Raw genomic sequence first — 17,722 nt, 5'->3', positions numbered from 1 at the left:
GTTAAGCAATCGTTTAGCACCGTCGTTCAAAGATTAGCTTTGAACGTTGCAATGCCTACGAGACCCTGTGATGCGTGACGATGACTTCTGGAAAGCCGTTCAGGAGAAGGATTACACGCCGGCCGGAGATACCCGGACCGGTGCTCTGAACCTTGCTCTGCTCTTCGGTACTGCCGTGATAGCACTTGCGCTTGTCCTCACCCCGGTCCTCTCCGCGAAGACCGACAAGCGCATGATCGCGAACGTGCCGGACGACTTCGACATGATCTCGACGGGCTCGATCCCGACGGATGGAACCAAGCGATACACGGTACGCCGAAGCGTACTGCAGGAAATGCCGGGCGCCGTCTGCATCGTCAGCGGCAATGGTCAGGGCAGCGGCTGCTGAGCCGACAGGAAACCTCAAGTGCTCGAAGCACGCAGGAGAGATGAATGGTGCGCAGGCTGCTGAAATCATTCCTCTCAAGCTGCAATGGCGCGACAGCTGTCGAATACGGGCTCCTCGCGGGGCTCATCGCCATCGGTCTCCTGGCCGGTCTGCAGGCCTTCAGCGGCAGCCTCGGAAATGTCTTCAACACGGTCACGACCAGCATCGAATCTGCACGGAATTAACGCGGTTATTCCTGCCCGGTCTGCTTGAGCGCATCGGCCAGGCGCATCGTCGCCGAGCCGGGCTTCAGCGGTTTCTGCTGGCTTTCATGCGGCGCCCAGCCAGAGACATAGATGACCGAAAAGGTCGCGCGGATGCGCCCGTCGGGATCGGAAAAGCGTTGCGCATAAAGCTCCGCCGCCCTTAGCAGCACGCCGCGTGCCAAAGGCCTGCGGCTGCGACCGGCAAGCGGATTGGCCATGCCCATGGCGCGCAGGTCCTTCATCAGCGGAAAGATCGAATCGTAGCGGACCGTATAGGTCTCCTTGTCCGTCACCGGCAGGGCGAAGCCGCCGCGCTGGAGCAATGCGCCGATGTCGCGCACGTCCGGGAAAGGCACGACCCTCGGGCTCGCCCCACCGGTCATCTCGCTTTCCGCCGCAAGCAGAACCTCGCGGAGTTCCTGCAAGGTGCCATTGCCCGGGATCGCCGCGAGAAACAGCCCGTCCGGCTTCAGCGCCCGGCGTATCTGCACAAAAACCCCCGGCGTGTCATTGGTGAGGTGCAAAGCGAGCGGCGACACGATGAGGTTTGCCGATTGCGGCGCCAGCGGCACCGTTTCCAGCGGCGAGACGGTAAACTCGGCACCGGGCGTGGCAAAGCGCCGGTCGCTCTCGATCCGCTCGATGGCATCCACCTTGCCCGTTTCGGCAATCGCCCGCGCAACGGCGCCGGTATGGCCATGCAGCTCCACCGCCCGCTCGAAGCGTCGGTCGATGACGCTGAGACGCTCGGCCAGTTCCCGCGCCACCACGTCGAGCAGGAAATCCGCCGGCCCGTCCTTGAGGGCGCGCAGCCGGTGCATGTCGATGAGGGCGTGGTCGAAGAGCGTTTCCATCGTCAAAATCCAGTTCGGAATCCCATCGCTTTGGCCATTGGGAGAGACTATTGTCAACCGCATGGGCGAAATCGAGGCCGAGGCATTGCCGGCAATCCCGCTCCGGCTGGTCGCCGCCCGCCGGTTGCGCGGCCTTGCAGGTGCCGCCCTCGACCTCGTCTACCCGCCGGCCTGCGCCGGGTGCGGCGTACTGCTCGGCAGCAGCGCCAGCCTCTGCCCTCACTGCTGGGCGAAGCTCGCTTTCATCGAACGCCCCTATTGCGAGGTGCTCGGTACACCCTTCTCGCACGATCTCGGCCCCGGCATCCTCAGCGCCGATGCCATCGCCAATCCGCCGCCCTTCGACAGGCTGCGCTCCGTCGCGCTCTATGACGACCTCGCCCGCGTGCTGGTGCATTCGCTGAAATACCGCGACCGAACCGACCTGGCGCCAATGATGGCGCAATGGATGCTACGCGCCGGCGACGGCAGCGTGCAGGCGGCCGATCTCATCGTGCCCGTTCCCCTGCACCGCTTCCGTCTGCTCTGGCGCAAGTTCAACCAGGCCGCCGAACTCGCACGCGCCCTTGCAGACCTTTCCGGCAAACCGGTGCTCATCGACGCCGTGCGTCGCACGAAACGCACCCGCCGTCAGATCGGCCTCGGCCCCCGCGCCCGCGAGGAAAACGTGCGCGGCGCCTTCGCCATTACGCCGGAAGGCCGCGAGAAACTGTTCGGCCGCCGCGTCGTGCTCGTCGACGACGTCTACACAACCGGCGCCACCGTCGCGGCGGTCACCCGCATCCTGAAACGCGCTGGCGTTGCCGACGTCACCGTTTTGACCTTTGCAAGGGCGCTTCCCGGACCTATATGAAAGACAAGGTTTTCCAAGCTTTGGAGCAGCAAACTATGGCTTCGGTCGTCATCTATACGCGTCAGTTCTGCGGCTATTGCAGCGCCGCCAAGAAACTTCTCGAGACCAAGGGCGTGGCCTTCGAGGAGCATGACGCAACCTATGCACCGGAAGTGCGCCAGGAAATGATCAAGCGCGCCAACGGCCGCACAACCTTCCCGCAGATCTTCATCAAGGACCGCCATGTCGGCGGCTGCGACGACCTGCATGCGCTGGAACGCGCCGGCGAACTCGACGCGCTGCTGGCAGCGTAGGGAGACAATCCATGACCGTCACGATCGCCGCCGTCCAGATGTGCTCCGGGACCGATCCCGTCCGCAACGTGGAAGCGATGCGGCGCCTCGTGCGCGAGGCGGCCGCCAAGGGCGCCGTCTATGTCCAGACACCGGAGATGACCGGTGCCCTCCAGCGGGATCGCACCGGGCTTAAAGCCATCCTCCGCTCGGAGGACGACGACCTCGTGGTCGCGGCCGCTGCCGCGCTTGCCAGAGAACTCGGCATCCATGTGCATGTCGGCTCGACGGCCATCGCGCTTTCCGACGGCAAGGTCGCCAACCGTGGCTTCCTGTTCGGCCCGGACGGCGAAAAAGTCTGCAGCTACGACAAGATCCACATGTTCGACGTCGATCTCGACAATGGCGAGAGCTGGCGCGAGAGCGCGGTCTATTCGCCGGGTGCCGTTGCGCGCATGGCCGACCTGCCCTTCGCCAAGCTCGGCTTCGCCATCTGCTACGACGTGCGCTTCCCGGAACTCTTCAAGACGCAGGCCCAGGCCGGCGCCGAGATCATCTCCGTGCCCGCCGCCTTCACCCGCCAGACCGGCGAGGCGCATTGGGAAACACTGCTGCGCGCCCGCGCCATCGAGAACGGCGTCTACATCATCGCCGCAGCGCAAGCGGGCGTGCACGAGGACGGCCGCGAGACCTTCGGCCATTCGATGATCATCGACCCGTGGGGCCGCGTTCTTGCCTCGGCCGGCGGCACCGGCGAGGCGATCGTGCTCGCCGAGGTCGACCCTGCCGCCGTCAAGGCCGCGCATGACAAGATCCCGAACCTACGCAACGGCCGCGCCTTCACCCTCGATGTGGCGGGCGAGCCCGCGAAGGGAGGCGTTGCCGCTTGATCCGCTACGAGCTTTCCTGTGACAACGGGCACGCCTTCGAAGGATGGTTCGGCTCGGCGGGCGATTTCGACCGCCAGCAGACGATGGCGCTCGTCTCCTGCCCGTCCTGCGGCTCCGCCCACGTCGCCAAGCGCCTGATGGCTCCGTCCGTCTCGACCGCCCGCAAGAAGGAGCGCCGCCAGGAACTCGTCGTGCAGGCCGGCCAGAAGGAAATGATGGCGAAGCTCCGGGAGGTCGTCACCTCCATCCGTGCCAATTCCGAGGATGTCGGCGAGCGCTTCCCCGAGGAGGCCCGCAAGATCCACTATGGCGAAACCGAGCAGCGGGGCCTGATCGGCCGCGCCTCCGCCGAAGAGGTGCGCGACCTGCTGGAAGAAGGCGTCGAAGTCGCCCCCCTCCCCGTCCTGCCTGACGATACGAACTGATGCGCGGCCATCACCTCGCCGCCTACAATTTCGGCCTCCATGTCGATGACTACGAAAGCCCGCGCGTCGAAGGATTTCGCCTGCGCGAGCCGTTGAACTTCGAGGCGGCACGGCGGGCAGACGGCTATGTCGGCCGCTCGGGCTATGACGACGTGCCGGGACCGGAAAGCTGGGGCGAGAAGGTCTATCCCCGCTTCATCAAGGGCAGCGGCTTCGAAGACGCACCCTCCTCGCTGTCGCTCTGGACCGACCTCGAAGCGCTGATGGCCTTCACCTATAACGGCGTGCACGCCGACGCGCTGAAATACGCCCGCAACTGGAACCAGAAGCAGGCCTGGCCTTCGCTCGTTTTATGGTGGGTGCCGGACGGTTTGCGGCCCGTCTGGGCCGACGGTGCGGAGCGGCTGGAATACCTGCACGACAACGGCCCGACGCCGCGCGCCTTCACCTTCAAGATCGCCTTCTGTCCGGACGGCAACCCCGTCGCCATCGACCGCGACCGTGTGAAGGCAAAGGCCGAACGCAATGCGCCCGGACAGGAAGACCTGCTTGCCGTTGCGAGGGCCCTGAAACCTTGACTACACGGAGGCGCGGCGGGCGACCATCATGTAGTTGACGTCCATGTCCTTCGACAGGTTCCACTGATTGAGCAGCGGATTGAAGAACACGCCGGTCCGGTCCGTCACCGTCAGGCCCGAAGCCGTAAGCGGCTTCTCGATCTCTTCCGGGCGCACCAGCTTTTCATATTGATGCGTGCCGCGCGGCAGCCAGCGCAGCACGTTTTCCGCGGCAAAAATCGCCAGCGCCGCCGCTTTCATGGTGCGGTTGATCGTGGCGACGAACGTCATGCCGCCGGGACGCACCATGGAGGCGCAGGTGGTGAGGAAGAATTCGACGTCGGAGACGTGCTCGACCACTTCCATATTGAGCACGACGTCAAAGGTCTCGCCGGCTTCCGCCAGCGCCTCGGCCGTCACCGCCCGGTAATCGACCGGCACGCCGCTGCCGGCCGCATGCGCCTTGGCGATGCCGATGTTCTTTTCGGATGCATCGGCACCCAGCACATCCGCCCCCATGCGCGCCATCGGCTCGGAGAGCAGACCGCCGCCGCAGCCAATATCGAGGATGCGGAGCCCCTCGAGCGGGCGATGCGCCTTCGGGTCACGGCCGAACTGGGCGGAGACGAGATCGCGGATATAGGTGAGGCGAACCGGGTTGAACTTGTGCAGCGGACGGAACTTGCCGGTCGGGTCCCACCACTCGGCGGCCATCGCCGAAAAGCGGTCGACTTCCGCCTGGTCGATCGTCGTGCGGGCTGCCTCGCTCATGGCTCGTCTCCTTCGCGTCCGTATCCCCGTGAAGTCGGCCTCCACGGGGCGGATGTCAAGAGGGCGAAGCGTCTCAGCCGAGCCGCGTTGCCTTGAGCCGCGCTTCGTCGAGCACGATGCCAAGGCCGGGTGCCTCGCCAAGCAGCAGCCAGCCATTTTCATGGCGCAGCGGCGTTGCAAGCGGATAGTCGCGACGCGCCTCGCTCCATTCCGGCGTGTCATAGGGATATTCGAGGAAGGGCGCGTCCCCCGCCCCCGCCGTCAGGTGCGCGTTGGCCAGCACGCCGATGCCGTTCGTCCAGGAGTGCGGCGTGAAGGTGACACCCGCCTCGCGCGCCTGGAAGGCGAGCCGCCGGCAACCGGTAATGCCGCCGACCAGCGCCACGTCCGGCTGGATGACGTCGAAGGCGCGTTCCTCGATGATGTCGCGGAATTCGTAGAGTTCCCGCGTCATCTCGCCGCCAGCGATGCGGATGTCGGTCGCCTCCTTCAGCGCCTTCATGCCCTTGCGGTCGGAGCGGTGCAGCGGCTCCTCCATCCAGTAGATGCCGAGCCGTTCCAGTTCGCGCGCAACGACGAGCGCATCCTTGAAGGTCCAGGGTAGCGTCGTGTCCCAGGGCATGCGCCAACCCTGGTTGCAGTCGACCATCAGTTCCAGTCGGTCGCCGACGCGCGCCCGGATTGCCTCCAGCGCCTTGACGTCGTCGCGCCAGCCATTCCGGCCGCCGGCAGACGACGAGAAGCGCACCTTCATCGCCGGAAAACCCTCTTCGATATAGCGCTCCGCCTGGTCCGCCATGGCGGAGGGCTCGCGCAGCACGCCGGAGGAGGCATAGAGCCGAACGCGATCAGCCCGGCCGCCCAGCATGCGCCAGACCGGCTCGCCCGTCACCTTGCCGGCAAGGTCCCAGAGCGCGAGATCCAGCGGCCAGCAGCGGCCATAGTGGAAGTTGATATGCGACAGCACCTCGTAGTGCCGTTCGAGATGGCGTGGGTCCTGGCCGATGAACAGGTCGTCGTGCCCCTCGAACCCCTTCATCAGGTCGCCGGAGCCGATGCCCTCGCGGCCCTCGTCGTCCGTCACGCGCACGATCGTTGCGTCGAAATGCCGGCGCGGCCGGCCATCCCAGCTGGCCTTGAACGGCGGATCGAGCGGCAGCCGGTGGTGGCTGATCCCGATGGAAACGATCTTGCTCATGCCTTCCCCCTTCAAGAGCAGTTCCAGGAAAAGTGTGAAGCGGTTTTCCGTGGGAACTGCGAAAAAACAAAAAGCTCAGCCGAACTGCTGCCAGATCGTCTTGTAGTCGCAGTATTTGTCGATCGCATGCACCGAACGGTCGCGGCCGAAGCCGGATTGCTTGAAGCCGCCGAAGGGTGTCGCGAAATTCGACATGTCGTAGGTGTTGATCCACACCGTGCCGGCATGGATCGCTTCGGAGAAGCGGTGCGCCCGGTCCATGTCGCGGGTGAAGACCGCGCCGGCCAGCCCATAGATCGTGTCGTTGGCGATCGCCAGCGCCTCCTCCTCCGTGTCGAAGGCAATAGCCGCCAGCACGGGTCCGAAAATCTCCTGGCGGGCGATGCGCATGTCGTTCGTCACATCGGTGATGACGCCGGGCGAGACATAATAGCCGCCAGTTTCCGACAGCACCCGTTCCGCCCCGAAAGCACGACGCCCGCCATCCTTCTCGCCAATGGCGATCAGCCCGAGCACCTTGTCCATATGCTCCGCCTCGATCAGCGCGCCGATCTGCGCCGAGGGCTCGAAGGGGTGTGCGAGCGCAATCTCGCGCTTCACCACCGCCTCGATCTTCTCGATCAGCGTGTCCTGCACCGAGCGCTGCACGACGAGGCGGGTGGCGGCGTGGCAGGTCTCGCCGGAATTGTAGAAGCAACCCCAGGCGGCTGCACTCGCCGCCGCATCCAGATCCGCATCCTCGAACACGACGAGCGGCGACTTGCCGCCAAGCTCCAGCGCCACGCGCTTGAGGTTCGATTGCGCCGCATACCCCATGATCAGCTTGCCGACCTCGGTCGAGCCGGTGAAGGCGACCATGTCGACATCCATGTGCAGCGCAAGCGGCTTGCCGACCTCTTCGCCGAAGCCGGTGACGACGTTGAAGACGCCGGGGGGAAGACCCGCCTCGATCGCCAGTTCCGCCAGCCTCAACGCCGAGAGCGAGGACTGTTCGGCCGGCTTCAGCACGACGGAATTGCCGGCCGCGATCGCCGGACCAAGCTTCCACGCGTCGATGATCATCGGATAGTTCCACGGCGTGATCGCCGCGACGACACCGATCGGCACCTTCCGCACCAGCGCCCGGGCCTTCGGCCCCGTCGGCGCGATCTCGTCATAGAGCTTGTCGATCATCTCGCCGTAATACTGGATACCATCAGCGCAGAGCCGCACGTCGACGCCGAGCGACGCCTGCACCGGCTTGCCGACATCGAGCGTCTCCAGCAGCGCCAGTTCCTCGCCATGGGTACGGATCAGCTCCGTCCAGGCTAGCATGATCTTCTTCTTTTCCAGCGGTTCCTTGCCGCGCCATACGGCGCTTGCAAAGGCGTTGCGCGCCGAGGCGACGGCCAGGTCGACATCCGCCGCATCTCCCTGCGCCAGCACGGCACCCGGCTGGCCGTCCATCGGGCGCGTGCGCACGAACGTTCGGCCGGACGCGGCAGGCTGCACCTTGCCGTCGATGAAATGTCCGCGGTCGAACGAGAGCCCGGCAAGGCGGTCTTCCCAATAGGCACGGCTGAACTGTTCGGTCATGTCAGGTCCTCAGAGCGTCTTGGGCAGGGCCATCATCGCGGCGGCCATCTTATCGATATCGGCGTCGGCAATGTCGCGGATCGTCGAGCGGCGCATCGGCTGGTTCTCCGGTGCGCGCATCTCGCGGGCGAGATCATCGGCGGTGAAGGCGGCAAAGGTTTTCGGCAACGCGCGGACAATGCCGCAGCGATCCATCAGGTCGCCGACGAAACCGGGCAGCATCGCCGCATCGGAGAGGCCGCAGGCACGCGCGGCGGCGGCAAGATCCGCGGTATCCGCCTCCACGAGCCAGGCAAGCGTCGCCTCGAATCCGAGCGCCGTGGCCAGCCCGTGATGCAACGGCGCAAGGCCTGCAAGCGCGTGGCTGATATTGTGCGCGACCGCGGTGCCGCAATTGTCAATCGCCACGCCGGCATAACACGAGCCGAGCAGCACCTTGCCGCGCGCCTCGATATCCGCCGGGGTCTTCACCGCCGTCTCCAGCGCCTCGGTGAGAAGGCGCAAAGCGGCATGGGCATAGAGCGCCGCACCCGCATGGGCGTTGCGGTTGGTCGCCGCCTCGAAGGCGTGCACGAAGGCATCGAGCCCGCACCAGGCGGTGAGGCTGGCCGGCAGCGTCACCGTCAGCCCCGGATCGAGCAGCACGAGATCGGCCTTGGTTTCCGGCCCCCAGATCCAGAGTTTCTTGCCCTCCGGCCCGGCAAAGATCGTCGTCGCCGAGGTCTCGGACCCCGTGCCCGCCGTGGTCGGCACCATGATCTTCTTCAGCGGCTTGTTGGGAAGCGGATTGGCGGCCAGCGCGTAGTGCATCGGATCTGCATCCGCCGCCGCCGCACAAGCCGCAATCTTCGCGATATCGAGCGCCGAGCCGCCGCCGATGCCGACGACGAGATCCTTGCCGCGCGCGGCGTCCGTCGCCGCCCTGACATGGGCCAGTTTCGGTTCGCCCGCAAAGTCGGAAAAGAACGCCGCGCTCACGCCTTCCGCTGCAAACTGGGCAGCGAGACGCTCGCCAAGACCATTCCCCGCGAGAAAACCATCGATGACGATGAGGACCTTTTCGGCGCCGAGCGCGCGGGCAGACGCGGCGATGGTGTCATGAACACCTTCACCAAAGCGGATATCAGGCACGAAAGACGTTGCGAACTTCACGAGAACACCCCGGATTGATTTGCCGAACCGTGCATCACGATTTCAGATTTTCAAATCCTTGGATTTTTCGGGCTTTTTGATAACTTCAGATCATGAAAGCCAGTTTGCTCGCCCATATCCCCCTTGAAGCCTTTCGCGTCTTCGACGCCGCCTGCCGCCACATGAACTTTTCCCGTGCCGGCCGCGAGCTGAACATCACGCAAGCCGCGGTCAGCCGCCGCATCAAGGGGTTGGAAGACCATCTCGGCACTCAGCTCTTCGCCCGCAGCGGCAAAAACCTGACGCTGACACCGCGCGGCGAAAAACTGTTCCAGCGCGTACGCGCCTCCCTCGACTATCTGGAAGAAAGCCTCGAACCCTTCCGCACCGGCGCCGGGCACAGCATATCGCTTGCTGCCAGCGGCTCGGTCTCGCATCTCTGGCTCGGCCAGCGCCTGCGCAATTTCGCGCGCGACAACCCGGACGTCTCCCTCCGCCTCGTCACATCGGACAGCCCCGCCGATCTCGCCTCGGAAAACAACGACCTCGTGATCCTCTACTCCGCGGGGGAACATCCCCGCTGGGACCTGACCCCGCTGCTGGCCGAGGAACTGGCGCCGGTGGCCGCACCGGGCTACATCGCCCGCAAGGGACTGGAGGCCGCCACGGTCAAGCCCGCCGATCTCGCAGGCCTCGATCTGATCGACTACGAGCGCTTCAACGCCAACTGGATCTCCTTCCGCCCCTGGCTGGAGCGCGTGGCGCCCGAAGCCTACCGCCGGATGCCGTTTCCCCGCCCGCACCTCACCTTTTCGACCTATGCGCTTGCCATCGACGCAGCGCTCAGCGGCGATGGCGTGGCGCTCGGCAGCCTCGGTCTTATTGCCGCAAAGCTTGCCGAAGGTTCCCTCGTGCAACTGGGCACGACAAGCCTCGTCACCGGCTACGGTTATCATCTCGGCCTGCCGAAATTTCGCACCCCGCCGCCGGAAGTGCTGAAACTGCACGCCAGCCTGCTGGCCGCGCGAAACGGGCTGTAGCAGAACCATCCAAACATGCTTACCGACATCATGTTTCTATTGGCAACGATGGTAAACAGTGTCACACTTTGGGGCATTCAGGAGAGAAGCGAGGCCGTGGGGAGGCCTCGGTGATCGTGTGGTCCGTCGAGGACCATGGGGGTGGCTTACACGCCGCCCTCCTGCAACGAAGGATCGTGGGACAATGACACTCAGCGCCTTGCTCATGGCCTTCTATACGCTGATCGCGCTGCTGTTCATCGACTGCAGCCTGCGCGAAGGCGCGGAAAAGAGCGGCCGGTGGGATCTCGACCGCGTGCTCGGCCTGCTGCTTTGCGTCGCCTGGCCACTGGCGCTTGCCGGCACCCTGCTTGTAGCCTATCAGGAGCGTGAGATCGGCTGATCCAGGGGCCTTGCCCTGCCTGTTGCACGATGACCGGCATCAGCTCCATCGCCACAGGCAACGGCGCGGTTCGGCATGACGGAGCGGAGAAAACAGGGCATATCCGGCTTGCTTGTCTTCGGGCTTTTCGCCGTGGTGCTGCTGGGCGCGATCGGCGCCACCGTGCTTCTCGCCAACAACTACCGCAATCTCAATCTGCTGCTTTCCCGCTTCGGCTTCGATCCCATCGACACGACCCCGCGCGAGCGCGCGCTTCGGCCCTACGAGCTGAAGGGCAATCGCATGCCGCGCCCGAAGGGTCTCATTTCGGAACGCCTGCTCACCCCCGTCACCCCCAGCCAGACGCAATTCGTGCGCACGATCCGCAAGGCACCGCAGGCCCTCTGCGAAGCCCTGGAGCGCAGCGGTTTTCCCAATCCCGGCTGGAAGGTCGGGATTTTCGACAAGGAAAGCTGGGATTGCCAATCCTACCGCGAATTCCCGCACGCGCAGGATGGCGCAAACGCCCCCTCCTCCGCCTTCCTTGCCATCAAGGGCAATGCGGAGACACGCGTTTCCTCGTTCCGCATCAAGCTCAATATCGAAAACCCCGCAACGCAAGGCCTGGTGACGGACGCCGTCATCGCCACCCTCGAAGTCTTTCTCGAGGAGGTGCGCTGGGAAGAAGCGCCGGAGATTTTTGCGGATATCCGTGCCCTCAAGGAATTCGACATCATCCGCTTCGGCAACCGGATCCAGCTCAAGAAGGAGTTCAGCGAGACGCCACGCTACAACTTCGTCATCACGCCGGACCGTACGCGAAACCGCGGCTCCTACCTGCCGGACTATTTCGATCGCGGCCGCTGGATGCCGCTGCCCGATACGCTGTAATCCTCCCTTGATGGCACAGACATTCCCAACCACACTCCTCCCATTCACACCGGAGCAGGCATGAAAGCGGCGACGAGGACGAAACCGAACGGGCGGGCGATTGCATGGGCAATGGCAGCCTCGCTTCTCCTGTCATGGACGGCAGCGCAGGCCGCGGGCCTGCAATCGGGTGCGGTTTCCGACGATCCGATCTGGACCGACAAACCCGTTCGCATCGATCGCAAGGCGCAAGGCTATGAGCGAGTAAAAGTCGAACGGAAAATCCCACCGCTGACCCTGAAGCCGACGACGCGCGTCTCCGTCTTCGACAGCAGCTCGTTTCAGGAGGGTGGACGCCTCTACGTGCTGGCGGATGCCGTGGCGGTCAACCCGAAGCGGCTTTGCCGTGGCGATGACAGGCACATCGCCGCCTGCGGCCAGCAGGCACGGCTTTTTCTGAAGCGCCTGATCACCAATCGCACACTGGCCTGCCGTGAACATTTTCGCGCAGGCCACGCCGTCTTCGTCTCGTGCCGTGTCGGTGACGCTGACCTGGCGGAAAGCCTCGTTGCCAAGGGAGCGGCGTGGGCTGCGACGCCACGCCTGGCTGCGGTCCAGCAACGGGCGATGGCTGCAAAAACCGGAATATGGATCGACACGGAATGCCGCGCAAACGGGCGCTGCCCGCCACAGGAGCGGCGCTGAGTGCTGCCACGCCCCTTGCCAGTTCACAGCGCAATCGCTTCCGCCTATGGTCTGCCCATATGAAAAACCTTCTCCCCCGCATGTTTCGCAATACAGAAACCAGCACCCATGACGCCCCGCCACGACGGCGCATCGAAATCGACCGGCGCCGGTCGACGATCTACGCCATCGGCGACATCCACGGCTGCCTCGATGCGCTGCTCGCGCTGGAAGCACGCATCCTGGCGGATGTCCGGCAAAGCGGCGTGCAGGACCCGCTGCTGATCTATCTCGGAGACTATATCGATCGCGGGCCGGATTCGAAGGCAGTGCTCAGCCATATCGCCCGGCAGGACCACGGCGACGGCATCGAGCGCATCGCGCTCTGCGGCAATCACGACGATACGTTCCTGCGCTTCATTCATGACCCGGCGAACAATGCGGCCTGGATGAATGTCGGAGGCGATGCGACCTTGCGGTCCTACGGCCTCGGAGAGTTGGCGCATCTGCGGCGGCCGGAGGAACTGGCGGGTATCGGGCCGATGCTGCGCGCGGCGATCCCGAACGAACACGTCACCCTTCTCGAAAACCTGCCTGTCATGGCGACGATCGGAACCTGCCTCTTCGTGCACGCCGGCATCCGCCCGGGCATTGCGATCGAAGACCAGACGGATCGCGACCTGCTGTGGATTCGCGAGCCGTTTCTGAGCGAAGGGCCCCGCCTGCCGATCAACGTGATCCACGGCCATACGGCCGGGGCGGAGGCGGTTTTCGGCACCCGCCGGATCTGCATCGATACGGGCTGCTACAAGACGGGGCGGCTGACGGCGCTCAAGGCGACGCCGGGCGGGGCAAGGCTGCTTTAGCCTTGCCGCCTACCCCATTTACCCGCGGCCGAACTCATCCTCGATGCGGATGATATCGTCTTCGCCGAGATAGGACCCCGTCTGGACCTCGATCAGCTCCAGCAGGATCTTTCCGGGATTTGCCAGGCGGTGCAATTCGCCCTGCGGAATATAGACGGATTCGTTTTCGCGCAGCGGGATCGTCTTATCGCCGATCGTCACCTCGGCCGTGCCGCGCACTACGATCCAATGTTCGGAGCGATGATGGTGCTTCTGCAGCGAGAGCCGCTTGCCCGGTGTCACGAACAAGCGCTTCACCTGGAAGCGCTCGCCGTTCAGCACGGAGGTGTAACCGCCCCAGGGACGGTAGGATGTCGGGTGGGTTTCGGTCAGCTTCGCCGTCTTCGGCAGGGCCGCCAGATGCTTGACCAGCTTGCCGACATTCTGGCTGTCTTCCATGCGGCCGACATAGACCGCGTCTTCGCTGGCGATGACCGCGATATTGTCGAGACCCTGCACCGCGACATGGATGTCGCGCGAGATGACCAGCGAATTGCGCGTGTCGAGCACCGTCGTGCTGCCATCCGCGACGTTGCCGGCCTCATCCTGCTTGCCGGTCTTCCACACCGAATCCCAGCTGCCGAGATCCGACCAGGTGATCGGCGAAGGTACGACGGCGGCGATCGGCGTCTTCTCGAAGATCGCATAGTCGACGGAGATATCGGGTGCCCGGGCAAAGGCCTCTTCGTCCAGCCGCTCGAAATCGAGATCGTGTTTGGCCTTGGCAACGGCTTCGCTCGCCGCATCCAGCACCTCGGGCGCATATTGCCGAAGTTCGCGCAGGAACAGGCCGACCGGCAGCATGAACATGCCCGAGTTCCACAAATAGCCGCCCGCCGCCAGCATGGCCGTCGCGCGGTCACGATCCGGCTTCTCGACGAAACGCCGCACCGCATTCGCCCCGTTGCCGAGGTCCTCGCCGATCTCGATATAGCCGTAGCCGGTCGCCGGTTCGTTCGGCGTGATGCCGAAGGTGACGAGACGGCCGGCCTCGGCGGCGGCCTGTGCCTTGGCGATGCAGGCGAAATAGACGTCGTTCGCATCGATCTCGTGGTCCGATGCCAGCACCTGCATGACGGCCTGCTCGCCAAACTGGCGCGCGATGACGGCCGCGGCGACGGCAAGCGCCGGCGCGGTATTGCGCGCGACGGGCTCCAGCAGGATCGAGGTCAGCGCGATGCCGGCCGCGCGGGCCTGCTCGGCGACGAGAAAGCGGAAATCATTGTTGGTGACGACGATCGGCGGCGCATAAAGGCCCGCGTCCGCGACTCGCGCCAGCGTCTTCTGGAACAGCGTCGCCTCCCCGAGAAACTCGAGGAACTGTTTTGGCGCTGACGCGCGGGAGAGCGGCCACAGGCGGGTGCCCTTACCGCCGGCCATGATCACGGGTACGATCTTGCTGGTCATCATTCCTCGTCCTGATGCTTGGCCCACCGTCATGGCGGGCATGGCATATGTGACGCCACTCTCCACCTGCCCCGTAAAGAAACAGCAAATTGCATGGCCGACACCTTGCCCGCAAAAGTGCCTTCTTGACGTTAAGGTAAAGAGGACCTTCTGCAAGGCCCGCGCATTTGACAGACAACAAAAAAGCCCGCCAAGGCGGGCTTCTGTTTCAAGCGATCACCCCTTGGGGATCAGACCGGCATTACGATGCCGTTCAGCGTGGTCAGCTCGGCAAGGTACGTCTCGACGCCGAACTTGTGCTCGTCCGAGGCAGCATGTTCGAGTTCCTTGCGGGCGGCCTCGATGCGGCGGGTGATGTCTTCGCTCTTGATGTCATCGACATGCACGGCCGATTCGGCCAGCAGCGTGCAACCGGTCGGGATGATATCGGCAAAACCGCCGAAGACCACGTAGCGGTCCTTCTTGCCATCCGCGAACGTCACGGTGACGACACCCGGCTTGATCGTCGTCATGGTCGGCGCATGGTTGGCCATGACGGTCATTTCGCCCTCGGTCGCCGGAATGACGACGGAGCTGACGCTGCCGGAAACCAGCAGGCGCTCGGGAGAAACGAGTTCAAAGTTGAAACTGTCAGCCATGACCATTCACTTCTTCTGATTTCATTCGGCCGGAAAATAGGGCGCCCGGTTCAGGGCGCCCAAAGTTCATCAAGCGGCTTCAGCAGCCAGCTTCTTGGCCTTTTCGACGGCTTCTTCCATGGAACCAACCATGTAGAAGGCGGCTTCCGGCAGGTGGTCGTACTCGCCGTTGACGAGGCCCTTGAAGCCCTTGATCGTGTCTTCGAGAGCGACGAGCTTGCCCGGCGAACCGGTGAAGACTTCGGCAACGAAGAACGGCTGGGACAGGAAGCGCTCGATCTTGCGGGCGCGGGCGACGGCGATCTTGTCGTCTTCCGACAGTTCGTCCATGCCCAGGATCGCGATGATGTCCTGGAGCGACTTGTAGCGCTGCAGGGTCGTCTGGACCTTACGGGCGACTTCGTAGTGCTCTTCACCGACAACCATCGGGTCGAGCATGCGCGAGGTCGAGTCGAGCGGGTCCACGGCCGGGTAGATGCCCTTTTCGGCGATCGAACGGGACAGAACCGTCGTTGCGTCCAGGTGGGCGAACGAGGTTGCCGGCGCCGGGTCGGTCAAGTCGTCGGCGGGAACGTAGATAGCCTGAACCGAGGTGATCGAGCCCTTGGTCGTGGTGGTGATGCGTTCCTGCATCTGGCCCATGTCCGTGGCGAGCGTCGGCTGATAGCCCACGGCCGACGGGATACGGCCGAGCAGAGCCGACACTTCGGAACCAGCCTGCGTGAAGCGGAAGATGTTGTCGACGAAGAACAGAACGTCCTGGCCCTTGTCGCGGAAGTCTTCAGCGATCGTCAGACCCGTCAGAGCGACGCGTGCGCGTGCGCCCGGCGGTTCGTTCATCTGGCCGTAAACGAGGGCAGCCTTGGAGCCTTCGCCACCGCCGTGCTTGTTCACGCCGGATTCGATCATTTCGTGGTAAAGGTCGTTGCCTTCGCGGGTACGTTCACCCACGCCTGCGAACACCGAGTAACCACCGTGCGCCTTGGCGACGTTGTTGATCAGTTCCATGATGAGAACGGTCTTGCCGACGCCTGCGCCGCCGAACAGGCCGATCTTGCCGCCCTTTGCGTAAGGTGCGAGCAGGTCGACGACCTTGATGCCGGTGACGAGGATCTGCGCTTCCGTCGACTGCTCGACGTAGGACGGTGCTTCCTGGTGGATCGAACGCTTGCCGGAAGTGACCAGCGGGCCAGCTTCGTCAACCGGCTCGCCGATGACGTTCATGATGCGGCCGAGCGTTTCCGGGCCGACCGGAACGGTGATCGGGGCGCCCGTGTCGGCGACCGGCTGGCCGCGGACGAGACCTTCGGTCGAGTCCATGGCGATGGTGCGCACGGTGTTTTCACCGAGGTGCTGGGCAACTTCGAGAACAAGACGGTTGCCGTTGTTGTCGGTTTCCAGCGCGTTGAGGATCTTCGGCAGGTCGCCGTCAAAGGCGACGTCGACGACGGCGCCGATAACCTGCGTCACGCGGCCGGTTGCGACGAGTGCGGCCGGAGCGGCAGCCTTCGTGGCGGCCTTGGCGACAGCGGTCTTTGCAGCCGGTGCCTTGGCTGCCGTTGCCTTCGCGGCCGGAGCCTTGGTTGCTGCTGCTGCGGCCGGAGCCGCCGCTGCTGCTGCCGTCTTGGTCGCAGCCGGCTTCTTCGCCGCTGCGGTGTCCTTCGGGGTAGCTGCCTTAGCCATATCTCTTACCCTCTTTGTCCTGGTCCTTAGAGCGCTTCAGCGCCCGAGATGATTTCGATGAGTTCCTTGGTGATCTGAGCCTGGCGCTGACGGTTGTAGGAAAGCGTCAGCTTGTTGATCATTTCACCAGCATTGCGGGTCGCGTTGTCCATGGCGCTCATCTTGGCACCCATTTCGCCGGCGACGTTCTCGAGCAGGGCCCGGAAGATCTGGACGGAAATGTTGCGCGGGATGAGATCCCCGAGGATCGCGGCAGCATCCGGCTCGTAGTCGTAGATCGCCGTCGCGCCGGTCGTCTCGGCAACAACCGCCGGAGCGGAGGCCGGAATGAGCTGGAGCGCGGTCGGGATCTGCGAGATGACCGACTTGAACTCGGAATAGAACAGCGTGCAGACGTCGAACTCGTTCTTCTCGAACAGACCGATGACCTTGCGGCCGATCTGGTCAGCGTTCTCGAAGCCGACGCGCTTGACTTCACGCAGGTCGACACGGTCGATGATCAGCGAAGCGAATTCGCGGCGCAGGATATCGAAACCCTTCTTGCCGACGCAGATGATCTTGACCGTCTTGCCGCTCGCCAGAAGCTTGCGGGTGTGGTCACGTGCGAGACGCGCAATCTGCGAGTTGAAACCGCCGCACAGGCCGCGTTCCGCCGTGCAGACGACGAGCAGGTGAACCTGGTCCTTGCCCGTGCCGGTCATCAGGCGCGGTGCCGAATCGTCCTGGCCAACGGCCTGGGCAATGTTGGCGAGCACGACGCTCATGCGCTGCGAATAGGGCCGGGCGGCCTCGGCCGCTTCCTGGGCACGCCGAAGCTTTGCCGCCGCGACCATTTTCATCGCCTTGGTAATCTTCTGCGTCGCCTTGACGGAGGCGATCCGGTTTTTCAGATCCTTAAGTGAAGGCATCCGTTTTCCGTCCTGTGACATGATCTGGGTAGATCATGCGTCAAATCCTAAGTTCGGGACACCTGCG

Annotated in this window: 21 protein-coding genes; 12 read left to right on the top strand and 9 right to left on the bottom strand. The window is 64.2% G+C overall.

Annotated features, from left to right (window positions below; translation table 11 throughout):
* Nucleotides 1-70: 70 nt before the first annotated feature.
* A complete protein-coding gene (locus BSY16_RS17190; RefSeq protein ID WP_069060796.1) occupies nucleotides 71-388 on the top strand; it encodes a hypothetical protein in 318 nt (105 codons plus the stop codon).
* A gap of 44 nt (nucleotides 389-432) precedes the next feature.
* Nucleotides 433-612: a Flp family type IVb pilin gene (locus tag BSY16_RS17185; protein ID WP_069060795.1), complete on the top strand. Its 180-nt coding sequence runs from the start codon at nucleotides 433-435 to the stop codon at nucleotides 610-612.
* Nucleotides 613-617: 5 nt separating this feature from the next.
* On the opposite strand, the gene BSY16_RS17180 is transcribed toward BSY16_RS17185, so the two are convergent.
* Nucleotides 618-1,487: a methyltransferase domain-containing protein gene (locus tag BSY16_RS17180; protein WP_069060794.1), complete on the bottom strand. Its 870-nt coding sequence runs from the start codon at nucleotides 1,485-1,487 to the stop codon at nucleotides 618-620.
* Between the two features lie 61 nt (nucleotides 1,488-1,548).
* On the opposite strand from BSY16_RS17180, the gene BSY16_RS17175 reads away from it, so the two are divergent.
* Genes BSY16_RS17175 through BSY16_RS17155 form a run of 5 tightly spaced genes read left to right on the top strand, consistent with a single transcriptional unit; the run spans nucleotide 1,549 to nucleotide 4,505 of the window.
* Nucleotides 1,549-2,340 carry a ComF family protein gene (locus BSY16_RS17175; protein ID WP_069060793.1) on the top strand — a complete coding sequence of 264 codons (792 nt, stop codon included), beginning with the start codon at nucleotides 1,549-1,551 and terminating at the stop codon, nucleotides 2,338-2,340.
* A 35-nt stretch (nucleotides 2,341-2,375) separates the two neighbouring features.
* Nucleotides 2,376-2,633: a glutaredoxin 3 gene (gene grxC / locus BSY16_RS17170; protein WP_069060792.1), complete on the top strand. Its 258-nt coding sequence runs from the start codon at nucleotides 2,376-2,378 to the stop codon at nucleotides 2,631-2,633.
* A gap of 11 nt (nucleotides 2,634-2,644) precedes the next feature.
* Entirely contained in the window at nucleotides 2,645-3,502 is an 858-nt protein-coding gene (locus BSY16_RS17165; RefSeq protein ID WP_069060791.1) for a carbon-nitrogen hydrolase family protein, read from the top strand.
* On the top strand, nucleotides 3,499-3,927 hold the full coding sequence (locus BSY16_RS17160) for a DUF1178 family protein (RefSeq protein ID WP_069060790.1): 429 nt from the start codon (nucleotides 3,499-3,501) through the stop codon (nucleotides 3,925-3,927). The genes BSY16_RS17165 and BSY16_RS17160 overlap by 4 nt, the downstream gene beginning before the upstream one ends.
* Entirely contained in the window at nucleotides 3,927-4,505 is a 579-nt protein-coding gene (locus BSY16_RS17155; protein ID WP_069060789.1) for a DUF3291 domain-containing protein, read from the top strand. Before BSY16_RS17160 ends, BSY16_RS17155 begins: the two co-directional genes overlap by 1 nt.
* Here the strand turns inward: BSY16_RS17155 and ubiG are convergent, their stop codons facing one another.
* The 4 genes from ubiG to BSY16_RS17135 all read right to left on the bottom strand — a co-directional run bounded on the left by ubiG (nucleotide 4,506) and on the right by BSY16_RS17135 (nucleotide 9,180).
* A complete protein-coding gene (gene ubiG / locus BSY16_RS17150) occupies nucleotides 4,506-5,255 on the bottom strand; it encodes a bifunctional 2-polyprenyl-6-hydroxyphenol methylase/3-demethylubiquinol 3-O-methyltransferase UbiG (RefSeq protein ID WP_069060788.1) in 750 nt (249 codons plus the stop codon).
* A gap of 73 nt (nucleotides 5,256-5,328) precedes the next feature.
* Complete coding sequence (locus BSY16_RS17145; protein WP_069061601.1) at nucleotides 5,329-6,453, bottom strand: mandelate racemase/muconate lactonizing enzyme family protein; 1,125 nt, start codon at nucleotides 6,451-6,453, stop codon at nucleotides 5,329-5,331.
* A gap of 75 nt (nucleotides 6,454-6,528) precedes the next feature.
* Complete coding sequence (locus tag BSY16_RS17140) at nucleotides 6,529-8,028, bottom strand: aldehyde dehydrogenase (RefSeq protein ID WP_069060787.1); 1,500 nt, start codon at nucleotides 8,026-8,028, stop codon at nucleotides 6,529-6,531.
* A gap of 9 nt (nucleotides 8,029-8,037) precedes the next feature.
* Complete coding sequence (locus BSY16_RS17135) at nucleotides 8,038-9,180, bottom strand: iron-containing alcohol dehydrogenase (RefSeq protein ID WP_069060786.1); 1,143 nt, start codon at nucleotides 9,178-9,180, stop codon at nucleotides 8,038-8,040.
* A 92-nt stretch (nucleotides 9,181-9,272) separates the two neighbouring features.
* Between BSY16_RS17135 and BSY16_RS17130 the strand changes: the two genes are divergently transcribed.
* From BSY16_RS17130 to BSY16_RS17110, 5 genes are all read left to right on the top strand, one after another.
* A complete protein-coding gene (locus BSY16_RS17130; protein WP_286157151.1) occupies nucleotides 9,273-10,199 on the top strand; it encodes a LysR substrate-binding domain-containing protein in 927 nt (308 codons plus the stop codon).
* 184 nt (nucleotides 10,200-10,383) lie between these two features.
* Nucleotides 10,384-10,581 carry a hypothetical protein gene (locus tag BSY16_RS17125; RefSeq protein WP_069060784.1) on the top strand — a complete coding sequence of 66 codons (198 nt, stop codon included), beginning with the start codon at nucleotides 10,384-10,386 and terminating at the stop codon, nucleotides 10,579-10,581.
* Between the two features lie 75 nt (nucleotides 10,582-10,656).
* Nucleotides 10,657-11,451: a DUF6030 family protein gene (locus BSY16_RS17120; RefSeq protein WP_150129987.1), complete on the top strand. Its 795-nt coding sequence runs from the start codon at nucleotides 10,657-10,659 to the stop codon at nucleotides 11,449-11,451.
* A 60-nt stretch (nucleotides 11,452-11,511) separates the two neighbouring features.
* Nucleotides 11,512-12,135 carry a thermonuclease family protein gene (locus BSY16_RS17115; RefSeq protein ID WP_069060782.1) on the top strand — a complete coding sequence of 208 codons (624 nt, stop codon included), beginning with the start codon at nucleotides 11,512-11,514 and terminating at the stop codon, nucleotides 12,133-12,135.
* A gap of 80 nt (nucleotides 12,136-12,215) precedes the next feature.
* A complete protein-coding gene (locus BSY16_RS17110; RefSeq protein WP_083242935.1) occupies nucleotides 12,216-12,980 on the top strand; it encodes a metallophosphoesterase family protein in 765 nt (254 codons plus the stop codon).
* A gap of 18 nt (nucleotides 12,981-12,998) precedes the next feature.
* On the opposite strand, the gene BSY16_RS17105 is transcribed toward BSY16_RS17110, so the two are convergent.
* The 4 genes from BSY16_RS17105 to BSY16_RS17090 all read right to left on the bottom strand — a co-directional run bounded on the left by BSY16_RS17105 (nucleotide 12,999) and on the right by BSY16_RS17090 (nucleotide 17,655).
* Nucleotides 12,999-14,426 (bottom strand): mannose-1-phosphate guanylyltransferase/mannose-6-phosphate isomerase, encoded by a 1,428-nt coding sequence (locus tag BSY16_RS17105; RefSeq protein ID WP_069061599.1) that lies wholly within the window; start codon nucleotides 14,424-14,426, stop codon nucleotides 12,999-13,001.
* A gap of 230 nt (nucleotides 14,427-14,656) precedes the next feature.
* Nucleotides 14,657-15,064 carry a F0F1 ATP synthase subunit epsilon gene (locus tag BSY16_RS17100; protein WP_069061598.1) on the bottom strand — a complete coding sequence of 136 codons (408 nt, stop codon included), beginning with the start codon at nucleotides 15,062-15,064 and terminating at the stop codon, nucleotides 14,657-14,659.
* Between the two features lie 69 nt (nucleotides 15,065-15,133).
* Nucleotides 15,134-16,747 carry a F0F1 ATP synthase subunit beta gene (atpD, locus tag BSY16_RS17095; RefSeq protein WP_083242934.1) on the bottom strand — a complete coding sequence of 538 codons (1,614 nt, stop codon included), beginning with the start codon at nucleotides 16,745-16,747 and terminating at the stop codon, nucleotides 15,134-15,136.
* A gap of 26 nt (nucleotides 16,748-16,773) precedes the next feature.
* Nucleotides 16,774-17,655, bottom strand: coding sequence for a F0F1 ATP synthase subunit gamma (locus BSY16_RS17090; protein WP_069060781.1), 882 nt, complete (start codon nucleotides 17,653-17,655; stop codon nucleotides 16,774-16,776).
* Nucleotides 17,656-17,722: the final 67 nt, after the last annotated feature.

Origin of the sequence: Sinorhizobium sp. RAC02 (genome assembly GCF_001713395.1) — a bacterium.
In the GTDB taxonomy this organism is placed as follows: Bacteria; Pseudomonadota; Alphaproteobacteria; order Rhizobiales; family Rhizobiaceae; genus Shinella.
The sequence above is the reverse complement of the archived record's forward strand: the minus strand, read 5'-3'. Positions and strand labels throughout refer to the sequence as shown.

What these genes read in the sequence shown, in the direction of transcription:
- BSY16_RS17120 (WP_150129987.1), top strand. Translation starts at nt 10,657, where the DNA reads ATGACGGAGCGGAGAAAACAGGGCATATCCGGCTTGCTTGTCTTCGGG.
- BSY16_RS17185 (WP_069060795.1), top strand. Translation starts at nt 433, where the DNA reads ATGGTGCGCAGGCTGCTGAAATCATTCCTCTCAAGCTGCAATGGCGCG.
- atpD (WP_083242934.1), bottom strand. Translation starts at nt 16,747, where the DNA reads ATGGCTAAGGCAGCTACCCCGAAGGACACCGCAGCGGCGAAGAAGCCG.
- BSY16_RS17145 (WP_069061601.1), bottom strand. Translation starts at nt 6,453, where the DNA reads ATGAGCAAGATCGTTTCCATCGGGATCAGCCACCACCGGCTGCCGCTC.
- BSY16_RS17100 (WP_069061598.1), bottom strand. Translation starts at nt 15,064, where the DNA reads ATGGCTGACAGTTTCAACTTTGAACTCGTTTCTCCCGAGCGCCTGCTG.
- BSY16_RS17140 (WP_069060787.1), bottom strand. Translation starts at nt 8,028, where the DNA reads ATGACCGAACAGTTCAGCCGTGCCTATTGGGAAGACCGCCTTGCCGGG.
- BSY16_RS17115 (WP_069060782.1), top strand. Translation starts at nt 11,512, where the DNA reads ATGAAAGCGGCGACGAGGACGAAACCGAACGGGCGGGCGATTGCATGG.
- grxC (WP_069060792.1), top strand. Translation starts at nt 2,376, where the DNA reads ATGGCTTCGGTCGTCATCTATACGCGTCAGTTCTGCGGCTATTGCAGC.
- BSY16_RS17190 (WP_069060796.1), top strand. Translation starts at nt 71, where the DNA reads ATGCGTGACGATGACTTCTGGAAAGCCGTTCAGGAGAAGGATTACACG.
- ubiG (WP_069060788.1), bottom strand. Translation starts at nt 5,255, where the DNA reads ATGAGCGAGGCAGCCCGCACGACGATCGACCAGGCGGAAGTCGACCGC.
- BSY16_RS17130 (WP_286157151.1), top strand. Translation starts at nt 9,273, where the DNA reads ATGAAAGCCAGTTTGCTCGCCCATATCCCCCTTGAAGCCTTTCGCGTC.
- BSY16_RS17175 (WP_069060793.1), top strand. Translation starts at nt 1,549, where the DNA reads ATGGGCGAAATCGAGGCCGAGGCATTGCCGGCAATCCCGCTCCGGCTG.
- BSY16_RS17125 (WP_069060784.1), top strand. Translation starts at nt 10,384, where the DNA reads ATGACACTCAGCGCCTTGCTCATGGCCTTCTATACGCTGATCGCGCTG.
- BSY16_RS17180 (WP_069060794.1), bottom strand. Translation starts at nt 1,487, where the DNA reads ATGGAAACGCTCTTCGACCACGCCCTCATCGACATGCACCGGCTGCGC.
- BSY16_RS17165 (WP_069060791.1), top strand. Translation starts at nt 2,645, where the DNA reads ATGACCGTCACGATCGCCGCCGTCCAGATGTGCTCCGGGACCGATCCC.
- BSY16_RS17155 (WP_069060789.1), top strand. Translation starts at nt 3,927, where the DNA reads ATGCGCGGCCATCACCTCGCCGCCTACAATTTCGGCCTCCATGTCGAT.
- BSY16_RS17090 (WP_069060781.1), bottom strand. Translation starts at nt 17,655, where the DNA reads ATGCCTTCACTTAAGGATCTGAAAAACCGGATCGCCTCCGTCAAGGCG.
- BSY16_RS17110 (WP_083242935.1), top strand. Translation starts at nt 12,216, where the DNA reads ATGTTTCGCAATACAGAAACCAGCACCCATGACGCCCCGCCACGACGG.
- BSY16_RS17105 (WP_069061599.1), bottom strand. Translation starts at nt 14,426, where the DNA reads ATGACCAGCAAGATCGTACCCGTGATCATGGCCGGCGGTAAGGGCACC.